At 42.7% G+C, this 17,213-nt stretch carries 21 protein-coding genes; 16 read left to right on the forward strand and 5 right to left on the reverse strand.

The features are described 5' to 3' along the window. The first annotated feature begins 17 nt into the window (after positions 1–17). From recO to GHNINEIG_RS03710, 16 genes are all read left to right on the forward strand, one after another. Positions 18–758, forward strand: coding sequence for a DNA repair protein RecO (recO, locus tag GHNINEIG_RS03635; RefSeq protein ID WP_135795382.1), 741 nt, complete (start codon positions 18–20; stop codon positions 756–758). A gap of 45 nt (positions 759–803) precedes the next feature. Continuing rightward, positions 804–1,550: a pyridoxine 5'-phosphate synthase gene (gene pdxJ / locus GHNINEIG_RS03640; RefSeq protein ID WP_135795383.1), complete on the forward strand. Its 747-nt coding sequence runs from the start codon at positions 804–806 to the stop codon at positions 1,548–1,550. Between the two features lie 4 nt (positions 1,551–1,554). Beyond that, a complete protein-coding gene (gene acpS / locus GHNINEIG_RS03645; RefSeq protein ID WP_135795384.1) occupies positions 1,555–1,938 on the forward strand; it encodes a holo-ACP synthase in 384 nt (127 codons plus the stop codon). An 86-nt stretch (positions 1,939–2,024) separates the two neighbouring features. Continuing rightward, the gene (gene fliO / locus GHNINEIG_RS03650; protein ID WP_135795385.1) at positions 2,025–2,471 is read left to right on the forward strand and encodes a flagellar biosynthetic protein FliO; all 447 of its coding nucleotides are present in this window, start codon (positions 2,025–2,027) and stop codon (positions 2,469–2,471) included. A 12-nt stretch (positions 2,472–2,483) separates the two neighbouring features. Continuing rightward, positions 2,484–3,242 (forward strand): flagellar type III secretion system pore protein FliP, encoded by a 759-nt coding sequence (gene fliP / locus GHNINEIG_RS03655; protein ID WP_135795386.1) that lies wholly within the window; start codon positions 2,484–2,486, stop codon positions 3,240–3,242. Beyond that, positions 3,242–3,511, forward strand: a complete 270-nt coding sequence (gene fliQ, locus GHNINEIG_RS03660) for a flagellar biosynthesis protein FliQ (RefSeq protein WP_135795387.1) — start codon at positions 3,242–3,244, stop codon at positions 3,509–3,511. Before fliP ends, fliQ begins: the two co-directional genes overlap by 1 nt. Positions 3,512–3,555: 44 nt before the next feature. Further along, positions 3,556–4,332 (forward strand): flagellar biosynthetic protein FliR, encoded by a 777-nt coding sequence (gene fliR, locus GHNINEIG_RS03665; protein WP_189636922.1) that lies wholly within the window; start codon positions 3,556–3,558, stop codon positions 4,330–4,332. A gap of 41 nt (positions 4,333–4,373) precedes the next feature. Beyond that, a complete protein-coding gene (gene flhB, locus GHNINEIG_RS03670; protein WP_135795388.1) occupies positions 4,374–5,519 on the forward strand; it encodes a flagellar biosynthesis protein FlhB in 1,146 nt (381 codons plus the stop codon). A gap of 13 nt (positions 5,520–5,532) precedes the next feature. Then, complete coding sequence (gene flhA / locus GHNINEIG_RS03675; RefSeq protein WP_135795389.1) at positions 5,533–7,626, forward strand: flagellar biosynthesis protein FlhA; 2,094 nt, start codon at positions 5,533–5,535, stop codon at positions 7,624–7,626. Continuing rightward, entirely contained in the window at positions 7,627–8,802 is a 1,176-nt protein-coding gene (gene flhF, locus GHNINEIG_RS03680) for a flagellar biosynthesis protein FlhF (RefSeq protein ID WP_135795390.1), read from the forward strand. After that, positions 8,792–9,685, forward strand: coding sequence for a MinD/ParA family protein (locus tag GHNINEIG_RS03685; protein WP_135795391.1), 894 nt, complete (start codon positions 8,792–8,794; stop codon positions 9,683–9,685). The genes flhF and GHNINEIG_RS03685 overlap by 11 nt, the downstream gene beginning before the upstream one ends. An 18-nt stretch (positions 9,686–9,703) precedes the next feature. Continuing rightward, positions 9,704–10,429, forward strand: a complete 726-nt coding sequence (locus tag GHNINEIG_RS03690; protein ID WP_135795392.1) for an RNA polymerase sigma factor FliA — start codon at positions 9,704–9,706, stop codon at positions 10,427–10,429. Between the two features lie 20 nt (positions 10,430–10,449). Continuing rightward, positions 10,450–10,863, forward strand: a complete 414-nt coding sequence (locus GHNINEIG_RS03695) for a chemotaxis response regulator CheY (RefSeq protein ID WP_011370171.1) — start codon at positions 10,450–10,452, stop codon at positions 10,861–10,863. Positions 10,864–10,948: 85 nt separating this feature from the next. After that, positions 10,949–11,602: a protein phosphatase CheZ gene (locus GHNINEIG_RS03700; RefSeq protein WP_135795393.1), complete on the forward strand. Its 654-nt coding sequence runs from the start codon at positions 10,949–10,951 to the stop codon at positions 11,600–11,602. Between the two features lie 126 nt (positions 11,603–11,728). Continuing rightward, positions 11,729–13,678, forward strand: coding sequence for a chemotaxis protein CheA (locus tag GHNINEIG_RS03705; RefSeq protein WP_135795394.1), 1,950 nt, complete (start codon positions 11,729–11,731; stop codon positions 13,676–13,678). Between the two features lie 14 nt (positions 13,679–13,692). Continuing rightward, on the forward strand, positions 13,693–14,202 hold the full coding sequence (locus GHNINEIG_RS03710; protein ID WP_135795395.1) for a chemotaxis protein CheW: 510 nt from the start codon (positions 13,693–13,695) through the stop codon (positions 14,200–14,202). 61 nt (positions 14,203–14,263) lie between these two features. On the opposite strand, the gene GHNINEIG_RS03715 is transcribed toward GHNINEIG_RS03710, so the two are convergent. From GHNINEIG_RS03715 to GHNINEIG_RS03735, 5 genes are all read right to left on the reverse strand, one after another. Then, complete coding sequence (locus tag GHNINEIG_RS03715) at positions 14,264–14,593, reverse strand: EscU/YscU/HrcU family type III secretion system export apparatus switch protein (RefSeq protein WP_135795396.1); 330 nt, start codon at positions 14,591–14,593, stop codon at positions 14,264–14,266. A gap of 53 nt (positions 14,594–14,646) precedes the next feature. After that, positions 14,647–14,928 carry an STAS domain-containing protein gene (locus tag GHNINEIG_RS03720; RefSeq protein WP_135795397.1) on the reverse strand — a complete coding sequence of 94 codons (282 nt, stop codon included), beginning with the start codon at positions 14,926–14,928 and terminating at the stop codon, positions 14,647–14,649. A gap of 30 nt (positions 14,929–14,958) precedes the next feature. After that, positions 14,959–15,321, reverse strand: a complete 363-nt coding sequence (locus tag GHNINEIG_RS03725) for a response regulator (RefSeq protein WP_011370177.1) — start codon at positions 15,319–15,321, stop codon at positions 14,959–14,961. A gap of 56 nt (positions 15,322–15,377) precedes the next feature. Beyond that, positions 15,378–15,908 (reverse strand): chemotaxis protein CheW, encoded by a 531-nt coding sequence (locus GHNINEIG_RS03730; RefSeq protein WP_135795398.1) that lies wholly within the window; start codon positions 15,906–15,908, stop codon positions 15,378–15,380. 169 nt (positions 15,909–16,077) lie between these two features. Then, positions 16,078–17,109: a hypothetical protein gene (locus tag GHNINEIG_RS03735; RefSeq protein WP_135795399.1), complete on the reverse strand. Its 1,032-nt coding sequence runs from the start codon at positions 17,107–17,109 to the stop codon at positions 16,078–16,080. Between the last annotated feature and the right edge of the window lie 104 nt (positions 17,110–17,213).

Consider the following 17,213-nt stretch of genomic DNA (forward strand, 5'->3'; position numbering starts at 1 on the left):
CTGAGTAGGAGAGCGACTTGGCGACAGATATCGAACAACAGGCTTTTGTGTTACATCGTCGTCCTTATCGTGAAACGAGTCTACTGGTCACTTTTTTTACCCCTGACTATGGTAAACAGAATGCGGTGATTAAAGGGGTACGTTCAAGCAGTAAAACAGCTCGGGCCAAACAAGCTTGGTTACAACCTTTTCAAGGTTTGAATATCAGTTGGCGAGAAAAAACCAATCATTCATCGGATTTGGTTTCCCTAAGACAGTTAGAACCAAATCATGTTCGCTTTCCATTGGGGGGCGAGGGCAGTATTTGTGGTCTGTACCTAAATGAACTGTTGTATCGGTTATTGTACCCTTCCTTGGAGGTAACCGGACTGTTTGAAGAGTATCAGCAGGCACTTTATGATTTGGCGCTTGCTGAAGATCGTTACCAGCAAGCTTGGGTTTTAAGGCAGTTTGAGTTTGCTTTGTTGTCAGAGTTAGGATATGCGTTTCAGACGGAAGTCGATTATTATCAGCAACCAATTCAGGCCGACAAAAAATACCTTTTTCATTTAGAGTTAGGTCTCTTCCCGGAGCCTTTTTCTCAAATCTCGTTGGATCAAAATCAGGGCGTTGTTATTTCGGGCCAATGTCTGTTGTTGTTCGCACAAAAAACGTATTGTGAATCATGTTTGACTGAATGGAAGCGGTTGTTTCGATATGTTCTCACACCATACTTAGGGCAAAAGCCTATTCAGACCCGATCATTGTTTCAATCATAATGTAATAAACCTATTGGGTTTATGCATCAGTACGAAGGAAAAACTATGAATCCTATTTTTTTAGGTTTAAATATTGATCATGTTGCTACATTACGCCAGGCCAGAGGCACGCGTTATCCAGATCCGATTAAGGCGGCTCTAGATGCAGAAATGGCAGGAGCGGACAGTATTACCTTGCACTTACGTGAAGATCGTAGACATATTCAGGATGCGGACGTTTATCGCTTGTCTGAACTGCGCCAGACGAAAGTCAATTTGGAAATGGCAGCGACGCAAGAAATGCTGGAAATTGCTTTAAAGTGTCAACCGGAAGATGTCTGCCTGGTTCCTGAAAAGCGAGAAGAGTTGACTACTGAAGGCGGCTTGGATGTGGTTTCCCAGAAAGCCTGGTTGACGGATTACTGCGCGCAGTTAGCAGACAATAAAACACGTGTTTCCTTGTTTATTGATGCGGATGATGATCAAATTTATGCGGCGAAAGAGGTCGGTGCGCCTGTGATTGAGATTCACACAGGGACCTATGCCGAACTCACGGATCCTGTCGCAATCAACATGGAACTGGATCGGATTCGTAAAGCCACTGATTTAGCTGTTTCCTTAGGGCTGACAGTTAACGCCGGGCATGGTCTGCATTACCATAATGTTCAAGCTATTGCGGCGATTAAAGAGATCGAAGAGCTTAATATTGGGCACGCGATTATCGCGCAAGCTATTTTTTCCGGGTTGCCTGGAGCAGTTTCAGAGATGAAGCGCTTGATGATCGAGGCTCGTCAACAGGCGTATCTGGGATAGGAATATGATTGTCGGTATCGGAACAGACCTTGTCGAAATCGCTAGAATAGCTGCTTTGATGGCGAAAAGAAATGAGGTGTTTGCAAAGCGCATTCTGGTACAAAGCGAACTGGAGTGCTTTGAACAGCATGCACAACCTGAAAAATTTTTAGCCAAGCGATGGGCGGCAAAAGAAGCCATTTCTAAGGCACTGGGGACAGGGTTTACGCAAGGGGTGTCCTTTACCGATATGATGATCACTCATACAGACCAAGGTCAGCCACTTGTTGAGTTGACGGGAAAAACAGCAGATATCGCCCAGCAATTGGGAATCAATTCTTGGTCCATCAGTATCAGCGATGAAGTCCATTACGCAGTGGCTTTTGTCATTGCTGAAAATCACGCTTAACCTCTGTTAGAAAGGATGCCTGGTGCGAATAAAAGGCTTCGTGAAATTTCTTACACTTTAGGGCGTTATCCTTTACAATTGAAGGTATGAAATATTTACATCATAAAATCTTCCAGGCCTGGTTGTTTTTTGCTCTTTTAGGGGCTAATTTTTCTGTTTTTTCAGCAACCGCTGAAACGCAACCTCTTTCCTCTACGCTTGAACCGAGTAGTTATATCACCCAAATTTCCCTGTCACTTATTTTTATATTGCTGATAATTTTTGCTGCGGCGTGGTTATTGAAACGCTTTGGCAGAATTAACGGTTTGGCAGGTTCTCAAATGAAAGTGTTAGGGGTTATGAGCCTAGGGCAGCGAGAGCGAGTGGTATTGATGGAAGTTGGTCAAAAACAGTTATTGATTGGTGTGACCGCAAGCCGTGTTTCTTTGCTTCATGAACTTGAAGAGCGGGTTGAGGTTGAAGAAACACAACCTGTCGGAAACGCTTTTGCAAAACGTTTACAAGAAGCGTTGAATAGAAAAGAAAGTTCTTAAGGCATGTAATAAATGAAAAAATACCTTCACTCCTTGTTTGGCATTGGTCTTTTACTTTTTCCTATTTTGGCTTTTTCTGAACCGGGGATTCCTGCCTTTACTGTAGAAACGGATGCGTCAGGGAATCAAGACTATACCCTCACCATGCAGATATTGTTGTTGATGACGGGGTTGACCCTGTTGCCGGCAGCGCTGATTGCCATGACGTCATTTCTGCGAATTGTGGTGGTGTTGGCGTTACTCCGCCAAGCTTTGGGAACCATGCAGACACCATCCAATCAGGTTCTGATAGGTTTGGCCTTGTTTTTAACCTTATTTATTATGTCTCCGGTGTTGGATAAAATTTATGACACGGCAGTCAGTCCTTATTTAGAGGAACAAATTAAGTTTAAAGAAGCCATTGATATCGCGAAAACCCCTGTCCACCAGTTTATGATTCAACAGACCCGAGCTGATGATTTAGGGATGTTTGCCGAAATGGCTGACATTCAGTTGACGGATCCTCAATCGGTTCCTTTTAAGGTTTTGATTCCGGCCTACATGACCAGTGAATTGAAAACGGCTTTCCAGATTGGGTTTATGATTTTTATCCCATTTTTAATTATTGATTTGGTGGTGGCGACCCTATTGATGTCGATGGGGATGATGATGTTGTCGCCGATGATTATCTCATTGCCATTCAAGATTATGCTGTTTGTGCTGATTGATGGCTGGGCTTTGATTATGGGAACGCTCGCTAATAGCTTTGTTGTATCAGGGGGAAGTATCTGATGACACCCGAATTTGTATTGACGATTGGTCAAAAAATGTTAGAAGTGGTTGCTATGTTAGCAGCCCCTTTGTTGTTGCCGGCTTTGGCGGTTGGGTTACTGGTCGGTATGTTTCAGGCCGCTACTCAGATTAACGAAATGACCTTGAGTTTTATTCCAAAAGTTGCTGTAGTTGGGCTTGTTTTGGTCTTGGCAGGGCCTTGGATGCTAACGACATTAATCTCTTTTTCACGAGAGTTGATTGAAAATATTCCGGCCTTTATCGGTTAAAGCCTATTTTCAGTGTCTATAAACGTTATTGACGGACGGAGTGTATGAGCTTTAGCTATACGGAGTTTCTTCAATTGTTGGGGCTTTATTTTTGGCCTTTTATCCGTATTAGCGGCATGCTATTAATGGTTCCGATTTTATCGGGTAGTTATGTCCCGATAAATGTTCGATTGTTGGTTGCTGTGTTTATCACGCTTGCCATTGCGCCTTCTATGACGTTGCCTCCACCAGTTGATCCATTTACTTGGCATGGTATTTTGTTGATTGTGCAGCAACTGGGGATTGGGGTAACGATTGGGCTGATCTTTGCACTTGTTTTCCAAGCCTTTGTTATAGCCGGGCATTTGGCTTCTATGTCAATGGGGCTGGCAATGGCGAGTATGGTTGACCCCGCGACGGGGGTGAATACTCCCATCATTGGGCGCTATTTTACGATTATAGCCACGTTGCTGTTTTTGTTGATGAATGGCCATGTATTGGTTTTTAAAGCTGTTTTACAAAGTTTTGAAACTTTGCCGATTGGATTGCACTTTTTTACGCAAGACAGTTTAAAGTTGATTTACGGCTTTGGTAGCCAGATGTTTGAATCAGGGGTGACGATTGCATTGCCTCTAGTAACGGCTTTGCTTTTAGTCAATATCGCATTTGGGATCGTGGCGAGGGCAGCACCAGCGTTAAATATTTTTGCAGTCGGGTTTCCGGTTACGTTATTGGCGGGCTTGATTATGTTGGTCTTTATTACGCCGTTGTTGTATCCGAACTTACAAATTCTAATGAGAGCAAGTGTTGAGTTGTTGGCTCAGTTGAAATTAAATTCATGAATGGATTTTTAGGCGGCTGCCTAGAATAGGTTTTCTAAAGTATGGCTGAAAACGAAGACGGTACAGAAAAATCCGAAGAACCCTCCGAGAAAAAGCTTCGGGAAGCTCGTGAAAAAGGGCAGGTCCCTCGTTCTAGGGAGTTGACAACGCTGTTGATGACATTAGGGGCGGCGGTCTTCTTGTATTTTTTCGGCGCACAAATGATGCAGGACTTTGAAACCCTATTCGTTAAAGGGTTAAGTTTTGATCGTTCTCATGCTTATGATTTCGAGATGGCGACTAACCTTATTTTGGGGTTGGTTGTTCACTCAATCTATATGATTGTACCTTTTTTGCTGCTGATGGTTCTGATTGCTGTTGTTTCACCTATGTTGTTAGGGGGATGGAATTTCAGCACGCAAGCATTGGCACCCAAAATCAGCAAGTTAAATCCCGTGAGTGGGATTAAGAAAATGTTTTCGATGAATGCGCTGATGGAGTTATTTAAGGCCTTCGCGAAATTTACATTGGTTTCGGTCGTTGCAGGTTTCTTTTTGTGGTATTCCTATGAAGAAATTATCAGTATCGGAATAGAACCACCTAAGCAGGCTTTAGCGCATGCGGGTCAGTTGATTGTGGAAGCGTTTATTTTTGTCAGCTTATCTTTAATAGTGATTGCCGCCATTGATGTTCCGTTTCAGGTTCATCAGCATGTGACACAGCTTAAGATGACCAAGCAGGAAGTTAAGGAAGAGCATAAGCAGCAAGAAGGGAGTCCTGAGGTTAAAGGGCGTATTCGACAACTTCAAAGAGAGATGTCGCAAAAGCGGATGATGCAAAAAGTGCCTGAGGCGGATGTGGTGATTACGAACCCAACGCATTTTGCAGTCGCATTGAAGTATGCGCCTGACGAAATGGCTGAACCGATGGTTTTAGCACTGGGATCGGATTTTATGGCCGCCCAAATCAGGACCTTAGCAAAAGAACATAATATTCCGTTAATAGAAGCTCCCCCTCTAGCGCGTGCTTTATACTATAATGCGGAAGTTGATCGTCCAATTCCGTATGAATTATTTAGAGCGGTAGCTGCGATACTGGCTTATGTATATCAGTTACGGGATGGTAAACGAGCCGATCGTGTAGATTTTGACAACCTTCCTATTCCAGAGGAAATGAAAACCGATGAAGTGCCAGGCGGAAGTGAATAAAAGCTGAGTTTGAATGGATTTTAATCAGATATTGAATCAAATAAAAACATCTTTCAAAAATGGTTTGGGGATTCCTATTGCCATTTTAGCCTTATTGGCAATGGTGGTTGTGCCGTTGCCTCCGTTTTTACTCGATGTCTTTTTTACTTTTAATATCGCGCTGTCCCTTGTCGTTTTGATGGTGACGTTATATGCCAAACGTCCTTTAGATTTCGCTGTTTTTCCAACCATCATCTTATTAGCCACCCTTTTTAGATTAGCGTTAAATATTGCCTCCACTCGCGTTATTTTATTGGAAGGACATAGTGGACCTGGTGCAGCCGGTAATGTTATCGAAGCCTTTGGTGAGTTCGTAATTGGAGGGAACTTCGCTGTGGGGCTGGTTGTGTTTGCAATTCTTGTCGTCATTAACTTCGTCGTTATCACGAAAGGGGCAGGTCGTGTCGCAGAAGTCAGTGCACGATTTACCTTGGACTCGATGCCTGGGAAGCAAATGGCTATTGATGCAGATTTAAATGCAGGCCTGATTACACAGGAAGAGGCGCAGCTTAGACGAATAGAAGTGACTTCTGAAGCCGATTTCTATGGTTCCATGGACGGTGCCAGTAAGTTTGTCCGAGGGGATGCAGTTGCCGGTATTGTAATCTTATTTATCAACTTGATTGGTGGGTTTGCAATCGGGATGGGGCAGCATGATATGACCTTTTCCAGTGCGATTGAAGTCTATACCCTTTTAACATTAGGGGATGGATTGGTCGCTCAGATTCCTTCCTTACTCTTATCAACAGCTACCGCCATTATTGTCACACGTGTATCGGGTGATAAAGAGGATATGACGCAACAAGTGCAAACGCAGATGTTTGCCAATCCTAAAGCACTGGGAATGACAGCAGGTATTGTTGCAGTATTCGGTGTGATTCCCGGTATGCCAAACTTAGCGTTTTTATCTTTTGCGGCAATCGCAGGTGGAGGGGCGTACTTAATTTATAAGAAACAACAGGAAACCCCACTCCCAGAAGCGGTTTCAGCAGAGGAATCTGAGGAGGAAGAAACCAGTGCGCCAGAACTGAGTTGGGACGATGTTCAGGCTGTCGATGTGTTAGGGTTGGAAGTAGGGTATCGTCTGATTCCAATGGTTGACCAAGCACAAAATGGTCAGTTACTTGAGCGGGTCAAAGGGGTGCGCCGTAAAGTCTCGCAAGAGCTAGGTTTCTTGGTGCCTCCTGTCCATATTCGTGATAATTTGGATTTAAAACCCAATCAATATAAAATTATGCTGATGGGCGTCGCATCGGGAGAAGGGGAAGTTTTTTCCGATAAAGAATTGGCAATCAATCCTGGACAAGTTTTTGGTGAAATAGCGGGGACACAGACCAAAGATCCTACGTTTGGTCTTGACGCGGTTTGGATTGACCCGTCTGATCGAGAACAAGCACAAGCACTTGGTTACACAGTGGTTGATTCCAGTACGGTTGTTGCTACGCATATCAGTCAAATCATTCAAGACTATGCTTCTGAACTATTGGGGCATGATGAGGCGCAAAAACTACTTGATAAGCTGAAGCAGAATTCACCTAAATTGGTGGATGAGTTGGTGCCTGATCGCATGTCTTTAGCGGTTGTTGTGAAAGTGCTACAAAACTTGTTAATGGAAAAAGTGTCTATTCGAGACTTGCGAACCATTTTAGAGACATTGACAGAGCGAGCGTCCTCAACTCAAGACCCAATGGAGTTAACAATGCATGTTCGAGCCGCATTAGGCCGGTCTATTGTTCAAGGGATTGTCGGTTCAAATGATGAATTGAAAGTGATTACATTAGAGCCAGGATTGGAACAGTTGTTGCTTCAAGCTTCACAAGGAGCACCTGAGGGACAATTGGCCATTGAGCCAGGGTTAGCTGAAAGGTTGCATACGACGTTAAAAGAAGAAGCGCAGAAAGTAGAAATGACGGGACAATCAGCGGTTTTATTGGTCGCGCCTCAGATTCGAGCGCAGTTAGCAAGATTGTTTAGGTTTAGCTTAGCGAATTTGCATATTTTAGCCTATTCAGAAGTGCCAGAAAACCGTCGCATCAGTGTGGTCGCGAATGTGGGGCAAGGGGGATAGATGAAGCTCAAAAGATATCTTGCGCCCAATATGCGAAAAGCAATGATCCTGGTAAGAGACGAATTGGGCGACGATGCGGTGATTATGTCAACCCGTAACACGGATGACGGCGTCGAAGTGGTGGCGGCAATTGATCCTGAAGCGCAGCAGTTTAAAGAAGAGGTTCCTGCGCAGGGACAGGCACGTTCAAGCTATCAGTCGCCAGAGCCTGATATGCAATATAGTGCCGGTGCTGCGGTACAGAGCAACACTGAAATTGCCAAAATGGCGGATGAGCTGAAAGCCGTTAAGCAGATGTTAGAAAATCAGCTTTCAGGCTTGGCGTGGAATCAGACAGAAACACAGGACCCAAATAAAATTCACCTGATTAAACGATTGGTGAAGCTTGGTATTGGTTGGGATCTTGCTCAGCGATTAGTGTCGGATATTAATGCAAATAACGACCAGGCCTGGTCAGAAGTTTTGGCTTCGATTGAGGCCATGTTACCTGTTGATGAAAAAGATATTATTGAATCCGGTGGGATTGTTGCTTTAGTTGGACCGACCGGTGTGGGAAAAACCACGACGATTGCCAAGATGGCCAGTCGCTTTGTGATGCGAAACAGTTCAAACCAAATTGCACTGGTGACAACGGATTGTTACAAAATTGGCGCACAGGCTCAATTGAAAACATTTGCCGACTTGATGGGCGTGCCCGTTCATGTTGTGAACTCAGAAGGTGAAATGTATAGCCTGTTAAGTTCTTTAGCGACTAAAAAGCTTATTTTGATTGATACCGCTGGTATCAGTCAGAAAGATATTTTATTGACACAGCAGCTGACCAAACAGAAGGCAGGATTAAATCATATCCGGAACTATTTGGTGATGTCTGCAGCAACGCAGCTCAGTGTGATGAAAGATATTGTGCGGTCATTTGAACAAGTTGGGCTGAAGGGCTGCATATTGACAAAAGTTGACGAAGCATTACAACTAGGCAATATTTTAACGGTATTGATTGAAAACCAGTTACCGTTATCTTATTTATCAGGAGGGCAAAGAGTGCCAGAAGACTTAGAGCCTGTAAAAGCAAGAGATTTACTGGATAAAGCAATGGTACTTGGGCATCAAAACCAGCATTTAAAAGAAGATGAAGCATTCCGCATGGGAATGGGGAAGGAGATTTCAGATGCTCAATGATCAAGCAGCTGGATTAAGAGCAATGCAAACCAATAAAAATGGTGAATCAAAAGTGAAACCAGAGCGTAAGAAAAAACCTGTCAGAGTAATTGCCGTTGCCAGTGGTAAAGGCGGCGTTGGCAAAACCAATGTATCAGTTAATTTAGGGGTCTCCTTAAGTAAAATGGGAAATCGCGTTTTGTTGATGGATGCTGATATGGGGTTGGCAAACGTTGATATTATGTTAGGTCTGCAAACCAAGTATAATTTATCGCATGTTCTGGATGGGGAAAAAACATTAAGAGAAGTCATGGTGGATGCTCCGGGAGGCTTGAAAATCATTCCTGCTGCTTCGGGTGTAAAAAGAATGGCTCAATTGACCCCGATGGAAAATGCTGGAATAATTAACGCGTTTTCTGAGTTAGATGGAATTCTGGATGTTTTAATTATCGATACGGCTGCGGGGATTGCTGATAGTGTGGTCAGTTTTTGTCGAGCGTCACAAGAAGTGGTGGTAGTGGTTACAGACGAACCTGCTTCAATGACAGATGCCTATGCTTTGATTAAAGTCTTAAGTCGTGAGTATAAATTAACTAACTTTAAGTTACTTGCGAATATGGCGCGTTCGGAGAAACACGGTAGAATGCTTTATGATAAGTTCTCCCAAGTTTGTGAACAGTTCTTAGATGTTACAATTGATTATTTAGGAACCATTCCATTTGACCATGATCTAAGAGAGGCGATTCAAAAACAGTCACCTGTTACCATTGGGAAGCCAATGAGTGAATCTGCAAAAGCCTTCCGAGAAGTTGCACAAAAAATTGAAGACTGGCCCATTCCAAGCGGAGTAACGGGATATTTACAGTTTTTTGTAGAAAGCTTATTTCAGACAACGTCTGACTAGATAGGGAATGTACTCTTTATGACTGGCACGGAAGCTTACGCCAATGTCCATAAACAAACATCGGGTGCAGCAATGAATATAGAGGCTTTCTTGCCTTTAGTAAAACGCATTGCTTATCACCTGAAAGGACGATTACCAGATAGTGTTATGGTGGATGATCTCATTCAATCTGGCATTATAGGGCTGATTGAGTCATCTCAAAAATTTGATGCGACTCAAGGTGCGAGTTTTGAGACCTATGCTGGAATCCGAATTCGTGGGGCGATGCTGGATGAGATTCGTAAAGGGGACTGGACGCCGCGATCGGTTTATCGAAAGTCCAGAGAAGTGTCTGAAGCGATTTTAAAAGTGGAATCGGAAAAGGGACGTGAGGCTCGTGATGAAGAAATTGCTGAGGTCATGGAGGTTTCGCTTGAAGAGTATTACCATATTCTTCAGGATACCAATTCAGCGCAATTGTTATCCATTGACGAGCCAGACCATGATGAGCTGGCAGAAGACCGAATGGTCGGGACAATTAAAACGCCTATTACAGAATTGGTAGAGTCCGATTTTCAGGGTGCGTTGGCAGAACAAATTAAAGACTTGCCAGAGAAAGAACAGCTGGTAATGGCACTTTATTATGATGAAGAGCTGAATTTAAAAGAAATTGGTGAAGTTTTAGAAGTCAGTGAGTCTCGTGTGAGCCAGATTCACAGTCAAGCGATAAAACGTTTGAAATCAAGACTTAGAGATTGGATTTAAAGTAGATTTGAGGAAAAAAGATGCAAATCGATAGAGATATGAATATTTTGGTAGTGGATGATTTTTCGACGATGAGAAGAATTGTCAAAAACCTATTGAAAGAGTTAGGGTTTAGCAAGTTTGATGAAGCGGATGATGGGTCAACAGCCTGGCCGATGATTCAAAGTGGTAAGTATGATTTTATTGTCAGTGATTGGAATATGCCGCAAATGACAGGGATTGATTTACTTCGTCATGTGAGAGCTGATGAAAAACTGAAAGAAACGCCTTTCTTGCTGATTACGGCAGAAGCAAAGCGAAGCCAAATATTAGAGGCCGCTGAAGCTGGGGTTGATGGTTACATTGTTAAGCCGTTCACTGCAGCAACACTGAATGGTAAAATTCAAAAGATTTTTGAGCGTGTTGAAGAGCGAAAAAAAGCAGCGGGTGCTTGATTTGCAAGTTTTTGATAAGAAGAAGTTGAAAAAGCCTTATGCACTTACTAGTGCATAAGGCTTTTTTTTTGAGTGAGGGGGAACTGTGAAAAATATAAAAATAAAACAAATAAAAACTTTATTGAAGGCCATGGAAAAAGAAGATTACGATAAAGCATCCCAAGCCTTGGATGAGATTATCGCGACTAGAGATGACAATTTATTGGAGCAAGTTGAGCAAATTGCTCAAAATTTACATGATACATTAGAACAGTTTGGCACAGATTCTTTGTTGCTTCAGCATACAAAACATGGATTGCCGGATGCCACAGAACGATTAGAATATGTAATTGAAACGACCGAAGAAGCAAGCAATAAAACACTGTCAGCGGCAGAAAATGCCATCGCTTTATTGGAAACGTTGGAATCACAAGCGACAGATGATTCTCAGAAAGAGTTAATCTCTAAAGCTCAATCCGAAGTAACTGAAATCATGATGGCTCAATCGTTTCAAGATCTTACCGGCCAAGTGCTAAACCGTGTCATCATGCTGGTGACCAGCCTTGAGCAGAGTCTGATGGAACTGATTGATAAATCAGGCATTCATATTGATGATATTCCCGATCCTTCCGATTCGGAAGAGGAACGTAAAGCACAAGAAATGAAAGGAATTGGACCTAATGTGACAAAATCCAGTCAACAGAATGCGGTTAGTTCTCAAGATGAGGTGGATGACCTTTTAGGAGATTTAGGGATTTAGAGGCTTTTGTGGATTGTTTGGTGGCATGGTCATTGCTTAATGTTTAGCAGTTAAAAATAGATGATTTGAGTGGTGGGTTTTTGACACATTGCAGCCACACGATAAAGCTTTAAGAGGGTTCACATTGTGGATGAGGAAATTTTACAGGACTTTTTAGTCGAAGCGTCAGAGTTGGTTGAACAGCTTGATGAACAGCTTGTTGAACTAGAAAACTCTCCATCGGATTCGGATTTATTGAATGCCATTTTCAGAGGGTTTCACACGATTAAAGGGGGAGCCGGGTTTTTAGGCGTCACACCGTTAATTGAAGTGTGTCATCGTGCTGAAAATGTGTTCGATAAAATTCGAAACGGTGATGTTGAATATGATTCAACGGCTGCAGATGTCATTATGCGCGCCTTTGATGCTATTTCCGATTATATTCAACAGCTTAACGACGGTGCCCGTGAACTGGAAGATGCTGATGACGGATTGTTGTCCGAATTGGATGCACTTTGGAAAGGGGGTGCAGCTCCACAAGATACTTCTGAACCTGCTCAAGAAGAAGCAGTAGCTCATCCTAAGTTGGAATTGCCGGAAGGTGTCGATCCTGATGGTGAAATTTCAGATGATGAATTTGAAGCCCTGTTAAATCAACGTGACGCGTTAACCAGCTCGGATTCTAATGAGCCAGACGCAGAAGAAGTCAAATTAGCGTTGCCAGATGATGTGGACCCTGATGGTGATATTACGGATGATGAGTTTGAAGCACTTTTAAATCAAAGAGATATGTTGGAAGGTATGCAAGAACCTCAGGAAGCAGCGCCTCCAACACCACCTGCTCCCGAGCCAGCTAAACCAACCCCTCCGCCAGCGCCTAAAAAAGAATCAAAGCCTGAAGTACCTAAGCCGGAAGCTGCTAAGGCAGCTACGGCAGAGTCGACCGTACGCGTTGATACTCGACGACTCGACGAAATTATGAATTTAGTTGGGGAGTTGGTTCTCGTTCGAAATCGCTTGCTGACGTTAAGGTCGAGTGAAGGTCCAGAAGAGGCATTATCAAATGCTGTGGGGAATTTGGATCATGTGACAACCGATTTGCAAGCATCGGTGATGAAAACTCGTATGCAGCCTGTTAAAAAAGTGTTTGGGCGTTTCCCTCGAGTTGTTCGAGACCTTGCCCGTAAACTTGGGAAGGAAATTGAGCTTGAGCTGAAAGGGGAAGAAACCGATTTAGATAAGAATTTAGTGGAAGCCTTAGCGGATCCGCTTGTTCATTTGGTTCGAAACTCGGTTGACCACGGGGTTGAGATGCCGGATGTGCGTGAGCAAGCCGGGAAACCACGTAAAGGTACGGTTATTCTAGCAGCCGAGCAGGAAGGGGATCATATTCTGTTGTCGATTACAGATGATGGTAAAGGAATGGACCCTGATGTTTTGCGTCGTAAAGCCGTTGAAAAAGGCATGATGGATGAAGTCTCAGCGAATCAGCTGGATGATAAGGCTGCTTTTGAATTAATCATGTCCGCTGGGTTTTCAACAGCCGATCAGATCAGTGATATTTCCGGACGTGGTGTCGGGATGGACGTGGTTAAAAGCATGATTACCAAGCTGAACGGCAGTATTGATATTAACTCTGTTTTAGGAGAAGGCACACAAATTAAAATACGAGTGCCTTTAACTTTGGCAATATTGCCGACACTAATGGTCTCTTTTGAAGACGATAGTTATGCAATCCCTTTGACCAGCGTGCAAGAAATATTTGATTATGATGCGTCTCAGATCAATCGAATTGACGGTCAAATGATGGTTCGCTTACGAGAGAAAAGCATTCCTTTACTATTCTTATCAGATTGGCTGGCGCCTGACCAGGTAAAAGAAAACTATGAGGGCGATAAAGTCATTATCGTTTCGATCGGAAATCAAAGGGCCGGTCTGGTGGTTGAGCAGGTAAACGGCCAGGAAGAAGTTGTCATTAAACCGTTAGGCGTTATGATGAAGCATCTTGAAGGATATGCAGGGGCGACCATTACGGGTAACGGAAACATTGCCTTGATCTTAGATTTACCGGGCGTGATTCAACGCTTTCAATATTAAAACGGAGAGTAGAAATGGACTCTGAATCGAATATGCAGTCAACTAATAATTTGTTAGACGGGGTCATCACGGATGAAGATGATGAAAAGTATGTTGGTCCCAGTATTCGTTGCGTGATGTTTAACTTAGATTCTGAAGTCTACGGAATCAATGTTAAGAAAATTCGAGAAGTTTTAAGAGTCGGTGCGATTCGTAAAGTGGAAGGTTCCGCACCTAGTGTACTCGGTGTTATTAATGTTCGTGGCGTCATTGTCACGGTTGTGGATACCCGTCTTACCTATGGATTACCGACGAAACCCGTTGATGATTTATCACGTATTATCATTGTCGAACTGGATACTGATAATATTGTTGGAATGATGGTCGATTGTGTGATGGAAGTAAAAGATATTCCAGAATCCCAATTCGAACCAATGTCAGCGACCAAAGAGGGAGCGTCTCGATACTTGCAAGGGATTGCACATTACAATGGTGATGTGATTGTTCTTATTGATGTGGACAGTATGTTTTCAGGTCAAACCTAAAGCTTTGTAAGTTTTATAGTTAAAGCATTCTAAAACGACCAGGCCTGGTCGTTTTTTGTTTTTATTCATTAGATGATTCGTTGGTTTCTAACTCTCTAGAGGGGGATGGGATTTCTTTCTCAGAGAGTTGGTATGCAAAGATTAATACCTGCACAACTGCTTCATAGAGTAGCTCCGGTATCTCTTGATCTAATTCTACCTGAGCGAGAAGTTGTACCAGTTCGTGATCTTCGGTAATCGGAATATTATTTTCTTTTGCAACCTTAATGATTTGTTCGGCCAGGGTACCAGATCCTTTTGCCGTTACTTTAGGGGCAGACTCACCGTCATATTCCAATGTAATGGCAACTTTTTGATCTAGCGTGGTATTGCGAGGCGTCTCTTTTGTCATTGTTTTGGCGTTATGAATAAAAAAGCCACTGAAAACAGTGGCTTTTTTGATGACTAAGAGGTGAGGCCGAGTTTCTCGGTGAGGCCGAGTTTTTCAGCCCCCATTTTTAAAGTATCTGTTGGCGATTCCCATTGAATTTTTTTCTGGTTCGCCATGGCACTTTTGATAAGTGAGAGTAAAGCTTGTAAACCGGAGGTATCAATGGATTCAACATTTCCAGCCACTAACTTATAAGTCTCGGCATCGGACTGAAAAGCGATTTTTAAATTACCAAACTCTTCTTCAATATGATGAATGGTCAGGTTTTCAGGTAATTCGATCGTATTTTCACTCATAAGAACCTCTATGCATTTAGGTGAGGTGTTTTACAAAACACGATTAATGACGGATAGCAATTTTTCTGGGCTGAATGGTTTTACAATCCATCCCGTCGCTCCTGCTTCTTTCCCTTTTGTTTTCATGTCTCCGGACGATTCGGTTGTTAAACATAAAATAGGAGTGAATTTGTAGTTCGGTAGAGTAGTACGAACGGCTTGAATGAGTTCGATGCCATTCATATTAGGCATGTTAATATCGGTTACGATTAAGTCAAACTGTTCTTTTTTAGCAATATCTAATGCCATTGCTCCATCTTCCGCTTCTGTCACATCGTGACCGGCAGATTTTAGTGACATACTCACCATTTGGCGCATTGACTTTGAATCGTCTACTGCAAGAATTTTGGACATTGTTACCCTCTCACTATCTCTTTAAAACTTAAATTAAATTTGTCGTCATTATACAATTATTCGTCAATATTCAGGCTTTTTTTGATTTCACTTAAGATGCCTGATGAGACGAGTTCGTCAACATGCAATACGATGACCATTTTATCTGTTACTGTCGCAAGGCCTTTTACATACTCGGTATGAATCGTGCCATTGATTTCTGGTGAGGCCTGTAGGCTGCTTAAGTCAATGGCATGCACATCAGATACGCCATCTACGACAACTCCGATAATTTTTTGCGTGTTGGATGACGCGTCGGTCGCACGTAAAATAATGACAACCGTGCTTTCGTCATAGGTAATGTCTTGAAGTCCAAATCGAATTCTTAGGTCGACAACAGGAACCACTGCGCCCCGCAGGTTGATGACACCTTTGACGTAATCTGGTGCATTTGGAATGGTGGTGGTGCGCTCCCAGCCTTTGATTTCTTGTACTCTCAAAATATCAACGCCGTATTCTTCGCCGCCAAGGATAAAGCTTAAGATTTGATCATCTGAGCCTTCATTCTGCTCAATTTGCTCTTGAATCGCCTCCACTTCAGCACTCATCTATTCAGCCCCACAGTTATAATATTCAGTATGTTCATTAATATTTGCATTAAGTTACCTTATTTACTCTAAAACGTCTAGTTTAATCCAGTCTATTTTTGGATATTTTATTTAAAAAATAGACGTAAAATTAAGTACCGATAAGCAATTAATTAGCCAAATAGGTTGATTAAATATGAATGTCAATTAAAGCGACTTTTTCTGCTTGTGTGGTATTGGTCGGTTTTTCTTTTGACATCATTATGTGCTTTAAAGGAATCAACGCTTCATGAAATTGCTCTTTTAACTTAGGCAGTTTGTCAGAGACAGTGTTTTCTAAGGTTGTATTGTCCGCCCAGAGCATGATTGAAACCACATCTTCTTGAATCACCAATTTGCTTGAAAGCTCGCCAGCAGGAAGCTGTAAATTCATAATTACTTCCCAAAGAGGCGGTGTCGCTTTCTTTTGCTTTCGAATATCAATCGAAATCTCTTGTAAATGATCGTTGGGTGCGAGAGGCAATTGAATGTTCGTCAAGTGAGCGCTTTCGATGGTTTGTAATTGTTGCAGTGTTAAGCGGTTTAAGGTTTGATTGAGAAGAGTTGACAGTCTGCTCAGTTCCGGTTGTTTGTTTGAAGGGGTTTGATTCACCATTTGAAGCAGTTGCAAGAGTTTGGCTTTAAAGTCGCCAGGATGTGGTTTGCCGGATTTTGACAAACTGCTTTCTAGGAAAAGACCACTTGATAGGAGTTGTCTTTTCAATTCTTTGGCTGAAGTTTGGGCGCTGGGTTTGAATAATTGTTCCAGTAAAGATGAAAGCTGTGATTGTATGGCTGAAGGTAACAACCCCGTATTCGTTAATGAGGTTAATTGTTGTACTCCTTGTGCAATCGGGATTTGATTAGGCAGCAATTGGCGAAAGGCTGACTGCATCAAAGCCTGATTTTTTGCGGCAGTGTCCACAGGTAAGGATTTCGGTTGGATTTGTAAAACAAGATTCGGTTGCGTTTGTGTGACCTTAACCGTTAAAGGTTTTCCTTCGGTTAACGGTTGTTGAGTGGTGGCGGTTAAAGGTTTGCCGGCTAAAGTAAAGTTAACCTGATTTCCATCCACTTTTGTAATATTAACAGTATAGGTACTGCCAATGGCGAGTTTTAACGCTTGTGCAGAGGTCGCATTTAGCGTTAAATTTGGAGAGGCCCCTGTTGGAGTAAGTGCCATAGCGTATCGGTCCGGTTATAATTGCGTTTCACAAAATTAAATAATAAACTGTAACCGTTAAGTGAAGCAATTATAATTATTGATAGCACAGTCGTGTTGATAAT

Source organism: Hydrogenovibrio crunogenus (assembly GCF_004786015.1).
Lineage (GTDB): Bacteria > Pseudomonadota > Gammaproteobacteria > Thiomicrospirales > Thiomicrospiraceae > Hydrogenovibrio > Hydrogenovibrio crunogenus.

Bases quoted from the DNA above. Each gene is read 5' to 3' on its own strand.
- pdxJ (WP_135795383.1), top strand. From the start codon at position 804: ATGAATCCTATTTTTTTAGGTTTAAATATTGATCATGTTGCTACATTA.
- acpS (WP_135795384.1), top strand. From the start codon at position 1,555: ATGATTGTCGGTATCGGAACAGACCTTGTCGAAATCGCTAGAATAGCT.
- fliO (WP_135795385.1), top strand. From the start codon at position 2,025: ATGAAATATTTACATCATAAAATCTTCCAGGCCTGGTTGTTTTTTGCT.
- fliP (WP_135795386.1), top strand. From the start codon at position 2,484: ATGAAAAAATACCTTCACTCCTTGTTTGGCATTGGTCTTTTACTTTTT.
- fliQ (WP_135795387.1), top strand. From the start codon at position 3,242: ATGACACCCGAATTTGTATTGACGATTGGTCAAAAAATGTTAGAAGTG.
- fliR (WP_189636922.1), top strand. From the start codon at position 3,556: ATGAGCTTTAGCTATACGGAGTTTCTTCAATTGTTGGGGCTTTATTTT.
- flhB (WP_135795388.1), top strand. From the start codon at position 4,374: ATGGCTGAAAACGAAGACGGTACAGAAAAATCCGAAGAACCCTCCGAG.
- flhA (WP_135795389.1), top strand. From the start codon at position 5,533: ATGGATTTTAATCAGATATTGAATCAAATAAAAACATCTTTCAAAAAT.
- flhF (WP_135795390.1), top strand. From the start codon at position 7,627: ATGAAGCTCAAAAGATATCTTGCGCCCAATATGCGAAAAGCAATGATC.
- GHNINEIG_RS03685 (WP_135795391.1), top strand. From the start codon at position 8,792: ATGCTCAATGATCAAGCAGCTGGATTAAGAGCAATGCAAACCAATAAA.
- GHNINEIG_RS03690 (WP_135795392.1), top strand. From the start codon at position 9,704: ATGACTGGCACGGAAGCTTACGCCAATGTCCATAAACAAACATCGGGT.
- GHNINEIG_RS03695 (WP_011370171.1), top strand. From the start codon at position 10,450: ATGCAAATCGATAGAGATATGAATATTTTGGTAGTGGATGATTTTTCG.
- GHNINEIG_RS03710 (WP_135795395.1), top strand. From the start codon at position 13,693: ATGGACTCTGAATCGAATATGCAGTCAACTAATAATTTGTTAGACGGG.
- GHNINEIG_RS03715 (WP_135795396.1), bottom strand. From the start codon at position 14,593: ATGACAAAAGAGACGCCTCGCAATACCACGCTAGATCAAAAAGTTGCC.
- GHNINEIG_RS03720 (WP_135795397.1), bottom strand. From the start codon at position 14,928: ATGAGTGAAAATACGATCGAATTACCTGAAAACCTGACCATTCATCAT.
- GHNINEIG_RS03725 (WP_011370177.1), bottom strand. From the start codon at position 15,321: ATGTCCAAAATTCTTGCAGTAGACGATTCAAAGTCAATGCGCCAAATG.
- GHNINEIG_RS03730 (WP_135795398.1), bottom strand. From the start codon at position 15,908: ATGAGTGCTGAAGTGGAGGCGATTCAAGAGCAAATTGAGCAGAATGAA.
- GHNINEIG_RS03735 (WP_135795399.1), bottom strand. From the start codon at position 17,109: ATGGCACTTACTCCAACAGGGGCCTCTCCAAATTTAACGCTAAATGCG.